1 protein-coding gene is annotated in these 10,914 nt (G+C 73.6%); it reads right to left on the reverse strand.

The features are described from left to right. On the reverse strand, positions 1 to 10,761 hold a 10,761-nt coding region (locus ACIF9R_RS24075; RefSeq protein WP_399983628.1), incomplete at its 3' end, for a type I polyketide synthase. Positions 10,762 to 10,914: the final 153 nt, after the last annotated feature.

Below are 10,914 nucleotides of genomic sequence, written 5' to 3' on the forward strand. Positions count from 1 at the left end.
CACGACGGCGGGTGGGGCGTCCACGGTGACGGGATCGGTGCCGACCACGGAGGTATCCGTGTCCACAACGACAGGCTCGGTGCCGACCACGGCAGGATCCGCGCCCACGGTGATGGGGGCGGCGCCCACAGCGGCGGGGTCCGTGCCCGCAGCGGTGGGGTCGGTACCCACAGCGGCGGGATCCGTGTCCAGCAGGGCGAAGCGGCCCGGGTGTTCGGCGTTCGCCGCGCGGACCAAGCCGTGGACCGTGGCCCCGGGCAGGTCGGTCAGCTCCCTGTCGGAGTCGGCGGCCACCGCGCCCCGGGTCACGAAGACCAGCCGGGACGCGGCGAAGGGCTCGCAGGCGAGCCAGGTCTGGAGCGTGTCCAGCGCCCAGTGGGCCGCCGACCGCGCGGCCGCGGCGGGGCCGCCCGGGAACGCCGGTACGGCGACGACGGCCCGGTCCGGCACCGCCGCACCCGCCGTGACCGCGTCGGCCAGGTCCCGCACCGACGGATGCGTCTCGACCGGTCCGGCGGCGGTGAGAGCGGCCACCAGCTCGGACGGGGTGTCGGATCCGATGATCGTCCAGGTCCGGCGCTCCGTCGGCGGCGCGGCCGGGACGGGTGTCCACTCGGTGCGCAGCAGCAGACCGGAGCGGGTGCCACCGGTCACGGCGACGGTGATCGGACGGAACGCCAGCGACTCGGCGGAGACGACCGGCGTGCCGGCCTGGTCCCAGGCCCGCAGGGACACGGTGTCGTGCCCGATGTCGGTGAGCCGCACCCGCAGCAGGTCGGCGCCCGCACGGTGCAGGGCGACGCCGCCCCAGGAGAACGGCATCACACCGCGTCCCTCCGCGCCGACCGCGCCCAGGGCGACCGCCTGCAGCGCCGCGTCGAGGAGCGCCGGGTGGAGACCGAAGCCGGTGGTGTCGGTGCCGTCGCCGAGGGCGACCTCGGCGAAGACCTCCGCTCCGCGTCGCCAGGCGGCACGCAGCCCCTGGAACACCGGGCCGTAGTCGCTGCCGTTCTCGGCCAGCCGCGGGTAGAAGCCGTCGAGGTCGACGGGCTCCGCGTCCGCGGGCGGCCAGGAGACGGGAGCGGGTTCACCGAGCGCGGCATCGCTTCCGGTACCGGCTCCGGCTCCGGCTCCGGCTCCGGCTCCGGGGAGCAGGGTGCCGCTGGCGTGCCGCTGCCACGCCGTGTCGTGCGTGCCGTCGTCGTCCGGACGGTGGTCCGCGTCGTCCGCCGCCGTGCCGTCCGGTCGCGCGTGCACGCTCAGGGGACGCGCCCCGGACTCGTCCGGTGCGCCGACCCGTACCTGCACCTGGACCGTCTGCCGCTCGGGCAGTACCAGGGGCTCGTGAAGGGTCAGTTCACCGACGCCGTCGCAGCCGACGCGGTCACCCGCGCGGACGGCGAGTTCGAGGAACGCCGTGCCGGGCAGCACGACCCGGCCCGCGATGGCGTGGTCGGCGAGCCAGGGGTGCCGGCGGCGTGAGAGCCGGGCCGTGAACAGGACGTCGTCGCTGTCGGCGAGGCGTACGGCGGCGCCGAGCAGGGGGTGCCCCGCGTCGTCGAGCCCGGCCTGCCGTACGTCCCCCTCGGGCTGCGGGGCGGCCAGCCAGTACCGCTGCCGCTGGAAGGGATAGGTGGGCAGGTCGGCCCGTGCGCCGTCCGGCAGGAACGCGCTCCAGTCGCACGGGGCGCCGTGCACGTACGCCTGGGCGAGCGCCCCGAGGACGGACTCGGTCTCGTCCCGGCCGCGCCGCAGGGCGGACACGACCACCCCGGGGTCGTCCTGCCCGCGGCTGTCCGTGGCCATCGCGGTCAGTACGGCGTCGGGCCCCAGCTCCAGGAACCGGGTGACCCCGGCCCGGCCGAGGGAGGCGAGGCCGTCGGCGAACCGGACGGTGCCGCGCAGTTGCGTCACCCAGTAGTCCGGGGAGCACAGTTGTCCGGCGGTCGCCGTCTCGCCGGTCACGCCGGACACCACGGGGATCGCCGGCGCGGACATCGGGGTGCCCCGGACGATCTCGGCGAAGCGCTCCAGCATCGGGTCCATGTGCGGGGAGTGGAAGGCGTGGCTGACCGTCAGGCGGCGGGTCCGGTGGCCGAGCCCGGCGAAGTGCGCGGCGACCCGCTCGACTTCGTCGGTGTCACCGGACACCACCGTGGCCGCGGGGCCGTTGACGGCGGCGACGCCGATCCGGTCCTCCCGTCCGCTCAGCAGCGGCAGTACCTCCGCCTCGGCGACGGCCAGCGCGGCCATCGCGCCCCCGGCGGGCAGCTCCCCCATCAGCCGACCGCGCGCCACGACCAGGCGGCACGCGTCCGGCAGGGTGAACACACCCGCCAGATGGGCGGCGGTCAGCTCTCCGACGGAGTGCCCGATCAGCTGGTCGGGCACCACGCCCCAGGACGTGAAGAGCCGGTACAGCGCGACCTCGACCGCGAACAGCGCCGGCTGGGTGTACTCGGTACGGTCGAGCAGTGCGGCGTCCGGGCCGTTCTCCTCGGCGAACACGACGTCGCGCAGCGGCCTGGGCAGTTCGAGGTCCACCTGGGCGCAGACCTCGTCGAACGCGTCGGCGTAGACGGGGAACGTCCGGTAGAGCTCCCGGCCCATGCCGAGGCGCTGGGCCCCCTGGCCGGAGAACAGGAAGGCGGTACGGCCGTGGCTCGTGACGCCGGTGGCCGACGGGGCCGTGGTGCGTCCCTCCAGCCAGGCGGTGAGCTGCTCGCGCAGCTGGTCGCGGTCACCGCCCCAGCAGACCAGGCGGTGCTCGAAGCGGGAGCGGGCGGCGAGCGCGCGGGCCACGGCAGCGGCGTCGTCGGTGCGGGTGTCGAGCGCCTCCAGCAGGTTCTCCACCTGGGTGCGCAGAGCGGCGGCGCCGCGCGCGGACAGCGTCCACGGCAGGGGTCCGGTACCGGTACCGGTACCGGTGTCGGTCCTGGGTGCCTCGGCGGTCGGCTCCACGGGCGCCTGCTCGACGATGACGTGGACGTTGGTGCCGCTCATACCGAACGAGGAGACCGCGGCCCGGCGGGGCCCGTCACCGTCCGGCCAGGCACGCTCCTCGGTGAGCAGCCGTACCGCGCCCGACGACCAGTCGACGTGCGGGCTGGGCTCGTCGATGTGCAGGGTGCGCGGCATGGTGCCGTGCCTCATGCTCAGGACGGCCTTGATGACCCCGGCCACGCCCGAGGCCGCCTGGGTATGACCGATGTTCGACTTCACCGAACCCAGCCACAGTGGCCGGTCCTCCGGACGGTTCTGCCCGTACGTCGCCAGGAGCGCGTCGGCTTCGATGGGGTCACCGAGCGCGGTGCCGGTGCCGTGCGCCTCCATGAGGTCGACGTCGGCGGGGGTCAGCCCGGCGTTGGCGAGGGCCTGCCTGATCACCCGCTGCTGGGCGGGGCCGCTGGGAGCCGTCAGGCCGTTCGACGCGCCGTCCTGGTTGACCGCGCTGCCCCGCAGCACGGCGAGCACCCGGTGCCCGGCGTGCCGTGCCCGCGACAGCCGCTCGAGCAGGACCATTCCGACGCCCTCGGCCCAGCCCGCCCCGTCGGCCGAGGCGGAGAACGCCTTGCACCGGCCGTCGGTGGAGAGGGCCCCTTGCCTGCTGAACTCGACGAAGGTGTCCTGGGTGGACATCACGGTCACACCGCCGGCCAACGCCATGACGGATTCCCCGGACCGTACGGACTGCGCGGCCATGTGCAGGGCCACCAGCGAGGACGAGCACGCGGTGTCCACGGTGACGGCGGGCCCTTCGAGACCGAAGGTGTACGCGACCCGGCCCGAGGTCACGCTGGAGGCGCTGCCCGTGGCCAGTTGCCCCTCGAACTCGTCGGCGGACCGGCCGAGCCGGTGCCCGTAGTCGTTGTAGTTGGAGCCGATGAACACGCCGACCGGGCTGCCCTTGACGGTCGACGGGTCGATACCGGCCCGTTCGAACGCCTCCCACGAGGTTTCCAGCAGCAGCCGGTGCTGCGGGTCGATGGCCGGCGTCACCCGGGGCGAGATGCCGAAGAACACCGGGTCGAAGAGGCCGGCGTCGTGCAGGAAGCCGCCGCCCCGGGTGTAGTAGGTGCCCGGGTGGTCGGGGTCCGGGTGGTAGCCGCCCTCCAGGTCCCAGCCGCGGTCGGTGGGGAACGCCGTCACGGCGTCGCCGCCCGCGGAGAGCAGTTCCCAGAGCGCCTCCGGAGTGTCGATACCGCCGGGCAGCCGGCAGCCCATGCCGACGATGACCACCGGGTCGTCGTCGGCGCCGCCCTCCGCCGTGGTCGTCTGTGGGAGCACGGTGGCCGTCGAAGCCGTGCCGGTCTCCTCCCCGAAGAGCTGGGCGGCCAGGTGCCGTGCCAGCGGACGGGCGGCCGCGTGGTCGAAGACGACGGTGACCGGCAGGCGCAGCCCGGTGGCCGCGCCGAGCCTGTTGCGCAGCTCGACGGCGGTGAGCGAGTCGAAGCCGAGGTCACGCAGGGCCCGGTCGGCGTCGACCTCCTCGGGTCCGGGCAGTCCGAGCACGGCCGCCGCCTGAGCGCGGACCAGGTCGAAGAGCTCCTGTTCCCGGTCGGCCGGCGAGCGTCCCGCGAGCCGTGCGACGAGTCCCTCGTCGGCCTGAGCGTTCGTGGACGCGGACGGCGACGCGGGACGCGCCTCCGGCAGCGCCTCGAGGATCCGCCCGGCGCGGCCGGCCGTGCAGGCCGGGCCGAACACCGGCCAGTCGATGTCGGCGATCATCAGGAAGGGCAGATCGTGGTCGAGTGCCTGACCCAACGCGCGCAGTGCCGTGCCGGTGGCCATCGGGCGGATGCCGCTGCGGCTCAGCCGCTCACCCATCTCCCCGGTGGCGCGTCCCACGCCGCCCCAGGCGCCCCACGCCAGCGACGTGGCGGGCAGACCCGCCGCGCGCCGCTCGTGGGCCAGCGCGTCCAGGTGGGCGTTGGCCGCGGCGTAGCTGCCCTGTCCGGCACCTCCGAGTGTGCCGGCCATCGAGGACAGCAGCACGAAGGCGTCGAGGCCGGCGTCCTTGGTGAGTTCGTGCAGATGACGTGCCGCGTCCGCCTTGGGCCGCAGTACGGTCGCGGCCCGCTCGGGGGTGAGGTCGTCGAGCAGGCAGTCGTCGAGCACGGCCGCCGCGTGCACGACCGCGGTCAGCGGGTGCTCCGGGTCGATGCCGTCGAGGAGCCGCGCCAGTGCCTCACGATCGGTCACATCGCACGCCGCGATCGTCACCCGTGCGCCCAGCTCCGCCAGCCGCTCCGTCAACTCGGCCGCGCCCGGCGTCCGTTCACCGCGCCTGCTGGTGAGCAGCAGATGCGGGGCGCCGTTCTCCGCCAGCCACGCGGCAACCTCCGCTCCGACTCCCGCGGTACCGCCGGTGACGAGCACGGTTCCGGTGGGCCGCCACGTCCGTACGGGAGTGCGGTCGGCCAGCCGCCTGCGGGTCACACGGGGCACGTACAGACCGCCGGGCCGTACGGCCATCTGGTCCTCGCCGTCCGGGGAGGTGAGCGCCCGGGCCAGGCGTTCACCGGCGCGGTCGTCCGCGCCGGACGGCAGGTCGACCAGGCCGCCGAATCGCTGCGGGTACTCCAGGGCGGCGATCCGCCCCATCCCCCACACCTGGGCATGGCCGGCGTCGACGGTCCGGTCGGCGGACCCGACCCGGACCGCGTCCTGGGTGGCGATCCACAGGGGCGCGGTGACACCGGCGTCGCCGAGCGCCTGGACGACCCGTACCTGCTGATCCAGACCGGCCCGCTCGCCGAACGCGAGCAGGGACAGCACGCCGTCGACTCCGTCGCCCGCCGCACGCAGCCGCGCGGCGAGTTCGGCTCGGTCGGGCGCGTCGGCGTCCACCACCCGCACATCGGCCCCGAGCGACGCGAGCGCCCGGCCGGCGATGTCGGGCCACACGTGCCCGCCGGACGGGACGAGCAGCAGCCACCGGGTGCCGTCGGCGCGCGGTACGGTGCCGTGCGGGAGGGGCTGCCAGGCGACGTCGTACGTCCAGGAGTCCGCCTCCGCGTCCTGGTGCCGACGTCGGCGCCAGTCGGAGAGCACGGGCAGCAGCGGATCGAGTACGGCCTCCTCCGTGCCCAGCGTCTCGGCCAGCGCACCCGCGTCGGCCCGCTCCACGGCCGCCCAGAACTCGGCGTCCATCAGGCCCTGTTCGCCGAGCGGTTCGGGGGACTCGTCCTTCAGCCAGTAGTTCTGACGCTGGAAGGCGTAGGTGGGCAGGTCGACGGTCGCGGGCCGGGCACCCTCGAAGACAGCCGCCCAGTCCACCTCCACACCACGGACCCACAACTCCGCCACACTGGCCAGGAAACGCTCCAGGCCGCCGTCGTCACGACGCAGCGACCCGGTGACGACAGCCTCTTCCCCGGCCGTCTCCTCCACGATCTCCTGCACCGCGGCGGTCAGCACCGGATGCGACGACACCTCGACGAACGCGCCATACCCCTCCGACGCCAGCCTCTCCACCGCGTCGGAGAACCGCACCGTGGAGCGCAGGTTGGTGAACCAGTACCCGGCATCCATACCCGAGCCGTCCACCCACTCACCCGACACCGTCGACAGCAACGGCACCTCACCCGCACGCGGAACAACCCCGGCCAGCGCACCGGTCACCTCGTCCCGCAGCACATCCATCGCCGCCGAATGCGACGCATAATCCACCGCGATCCGACGCGCCCGCACCCCCACACGACCACACTCGGCCACCACCTCTTCAACCCCGGCCACTTCACCGGAGATGACCACCTGCGAAGGGCCGTTCACCGCGGCCACCGACACCCGACCGGACCACGGAAGAAGCAGTTCCTCGGCCCGTTCGGCCGACACCGTCAGAGACGCCATCGTCCCGCGGCCACCGGCGAGCTCCGCGATCGCACGGCTGCGCAGACACACCACCCGCGCCGCGTCCTCCAGCGACAACGCACCCGCCACACACGCCGCAGCGATCTCACCCTGCGAATGCCCCACCACCGCAGCCGGCACGACACCGTGCGACTGCCACAGTGCCGCGAGCGCCACCATCACCGCGAACGACGCCGGCTGCACCACATCCACACGATCCAACGACGGAGCACCCTGGGCACCCCGCAACACACCCGTCAACGACCAGTCCACGAACGCCGACAGCGCGGCCTCACACTCCGCGATCCGCGCCGCGAACACCGGCGACGACTCCAGCAGAGCCGCACCCATCCCCACCCACTGCGCACCCTGACCGGGAAACACGAAGACGGTCCGCCCGACGCCACCCGCGACCCCGGACACCACCCCACCCGCAGGCTCACCCGACACCACCGCAGCCAGACCCGCCGCATGCGAACCCACCACCACGGCCCGATGCTCAAAACACGCCCGCGTCGACACCAACGACCAACCCACACCCACCGGATCGGCCACATCCACCAACGGCAGCAACGCGTCGGCCTGACCCCGCAGAGCCGCAGCACTCCGCCCCGACAACACCCACGGAACCACCGGCAGTTCCGCACCCGGCTCCGCCTCAACGTCCTCGGACGGCGCCTCCTCCAGAATCACGTGGACGTTGGTGCCGCTCATCCCGAAAGCCGACACACCCGCCCGCCGCGGCTGCTCCCCGCGCGGCCACTCCCGCGCCTCGGACAACAGCTCCACCGCACCCGCCGACCAGTCCACATGCGACGACGGCGTACCGGCGTGCAACGTCCGGGGCATGAGCCCGTGCCGCAGCGCCAGCACCATCTTCATCACACCCGCCGCGCCGGCGGCGAGCTGGGTGTGGCCAAGGTTCGACTTGGCGGACCCGAGCCACAGCGGCCGGTCCTCCGGGCGCCCCTGGCCGTAGGTGTCGAGCAGCGCCTGCGCCTCGATCGGGTCACCGAGCTTGGTGCCGGTGCCGTGCGCCTCCACCACGTCCACCTCGGCGGTCGACAGACCGGCGTTGGCCAGTGCCTGCCGGATCACCCGCTTCTGCGAAGGGCCGTTGGGCGCGGTCAGGCCGTTCGACGCGCCGTCCTGGTTGACGGCCGAACCCCGCACCACGGCGAGCACCCGGTGTCCGTTGCGTCGCGCGTCCGACAGCCGCTCCAGTGCGAAGATCCCGACGCCCTCGGACAGTCCCATGCCGTCCGCGTCGTCGGAGAACGCCTTGCACCGGCCGTCCTCGGCGAGGCCGCGCTGCCGGCTGAAACCGATGAAGCCCTGCGGCTGGGAAGCGACGGAGGCGGCGCCGGCGAGTGCCAGCGTGCATTGCCCGGACATCAGCGCCTGGACGGCGAGGTCGAGGGCCACCAGTGCCGAGGAGCACCCGGTGTCCAGGGTGACGGACGGGCCTTCGAGGCCCAGCGTGTAGGAGACGCGTCCGGAGGCGATGCTGGTGCTCGTTCCCGTCAGGAGGTGACCCTCCATGCCCTCGGGGAGCTGCCGCAGGCCGCTGCCGTAGCCGCCGTTGCCGACGCCGAGGTACACGCCGCATGCGCTGCCGCGCAGCGTGTGCGGGTCGATCCGGCCGTCCTCGAACGCCTCCCAGCAGGCTTCCAGGAGCAGCCGCTGCTGCGGGTCCATCGCCAGCGCCTCCCGCGGGGAGATGCCGAAGAAGGCGGGGTCGAAGGCGCCCGCGTCCCGGACGAAGCCGCCCGTACGGACGTACGTGTGTCCCTCGTCGTCCGGGTCGGGGCTGTACAGCCCTTCCAGATCCCAGCCGCGGTCGTCGGGGAAGCCGCTGATGACCTCCTCCCCCGCGGAGATCACCCGCCACAGGTCCTCGGGCGATTCGATGCCACCGGGGAAGCGGCAGCCCATGCCGATGATCGCCACGTCGTCGTCGGGGTCGGCGGACGCGATGGCGACCGGAACGACCACCGGTGCCTCGGGGGTGTCCTCCCCGAACAGGGCAGTGCCCAGGTGCTGGGCGAGTCGGGTGACGTTCGGATAGTCGAAGACCACGGTGGTGGCGAGTTTCAGGCCGGTGGCGGTGCGCAGGGCGTTGCGCAGGGCCACGGCGAGGAGCGAGTCGAAGCCGAGGTCGCGCAGCGGCCGCCCGTCCTCGATGGCGTCCGCGGTGGCGTGTCCGAGGACCGTGGCCGCGTGGGCCCGCACCAGGTCACGCAGCGCCGACTCACGGTCCGCCACGGACAGGGGACGCAGCCGCTCCCGCAGGGAGTTCTTCTCACCCGTCGATGCCTCGTCCTCCGCACCACGGTGGGCGTCGAGGTAGGCGCGTACGTCCGGTATGCCGTCCAGCAGCGGGCGGGGGCGCATGGCCGTGAACGCCGCGGTGAAGTCCGCCCAGTTCACGTCGCCGATGGCGAGGAACTCCGCGTCGTCGGCCATCGCCCGGCGCAGTCCTGCGATGGCGAGTGCGGGTTCCATGAAGGACAGACCGCGCCAGTTGAGCGAGTCCGGGTCCACCTTGTCGCCCATGCCGCCGCCGTCGGCGTCCCACAGTCCCCAGGCGATCGTGGTACCGGCGAGGCCGCGGGCGCGCCGGGCGCGGGTGACCGAATCGAGACAGGCGTTGCCCGCCGAGTAGGCGGCGTGCTCGCCGGCGCCCCAGACCGCGGCGACGGAGGAGTACAGGATGAACGCGTCCAGGTCCGGGCGGTCGAAGATCCGGTCCAGGTGAGCGGTGCCCACCAGCTTCGCTTCCGCGGCCGACTCGAACTCGGCCAGGTCCGTTCCGGTCAGGGAGGCGAGTCTGCCGACGCCGGCACAGTGCACCACGGTCCGGATCGGCGGGCCGTCGGCCTCGATCCGTTCGACGAGTCGTTCCAGGGCCTCCGCATCGCAGACGTCGCACGTCGCGACCGTCACCTTCGGCCCCAGGGCACCGAGTTCTTCGACGATGTCGCGTACTCCCGGCGCGTCCGCTCCGTGCCGTGAGGTGAGGACGAGATGCTCCGCGCCGGCCTCGGCCAGCCAGCGGGCGGTGTGGACGCCCAGTCCGCCGGTGCCTCCGGTGATCAGCGCCGTGCCACTCGTGCGCCACGGTTCCCCCGCGGGCTGTCCCGCCGGGTCGCGCCGCAGCCGGCGCAGCAGAACGGCACCCTCACGGATCGCCACCTGGTCCTCGTCGCCGGCGGCGCCCAGCACGGCCGCGAGGCAGTCGGCCTCACGCTCTCCGAACGCTTCCGGAAGGTCGACGAGGCCGCCCCACCATTGCGGGTACTCGAGGCCGAACACGAGGCCGAGACCCCAGGTGCTGCCCTGCACGGGGTGGTGCACCAGATCGTCGTGCCGCGCCAACACCGCCTCCCGGGTGCCCAGCCAGACCGTGACCCGCCGGTCCCGGTCGGCCAGGGCCTGCATGAGCAGGAGGCCCAGTGCCAGTCCCGTGGTGAGTGCGGGCCGTTCGGGGTGCGTGGTCTCGTCGAGGGCGAGCAGGGACAGCACGCCGGTCACCCCGGTGTGCGCGTCCAGCAGCTCACCGATCCGCTGCCGGTCGGCGCCGGTGGCGAGCACCAGCTCGGCCACCTCCGCGCCGTGCTCCCGCAGCGCCCCGCCGATCGCCTCGACCGTCTCCGTACGGTCCGGCTGTCCCTCCGACGTCACCAGCAGCCAGCGCCCGTCGAGCCGCGCGGGGGCGAGGTCCGGGCCCGGCACCCATGCGATGTCGTAGCGCCAGGATTCGAGGACGGACCGCTCGGCACGCCGCATCCGCCAGGCGTGCAGTGCCGGAAGGACGGCACTCAACGGCGCGTCCGTCCCGACACCGAGCTCATCGGCGAACGCATCGGCGTCCCCACGGTCGACTTCGGCCCAGAACTCGGCGTCCATCAAGCCCTGTTCGCTAAGCGGTTCGGGGGACTCGTCCTTCAGCCAGTAGTTCTGGCGTTGGAAGGCGTAGGTGGGCAGGTCGACGGTCGCGGGACGGGCACCCTCGAAGACGGCCGCCCAGTCCACCTCCACACCACGGACCCACAACTCCGC

This window comes from Streptomyces sp. NPDC086080, assembly GCF_044540255.1.
Taxonomy (GTDB): Bacteria; Actinomycetota; Actinomycetes; order Streptomycetales; family Streptomycetaceae; genus Streptomyces.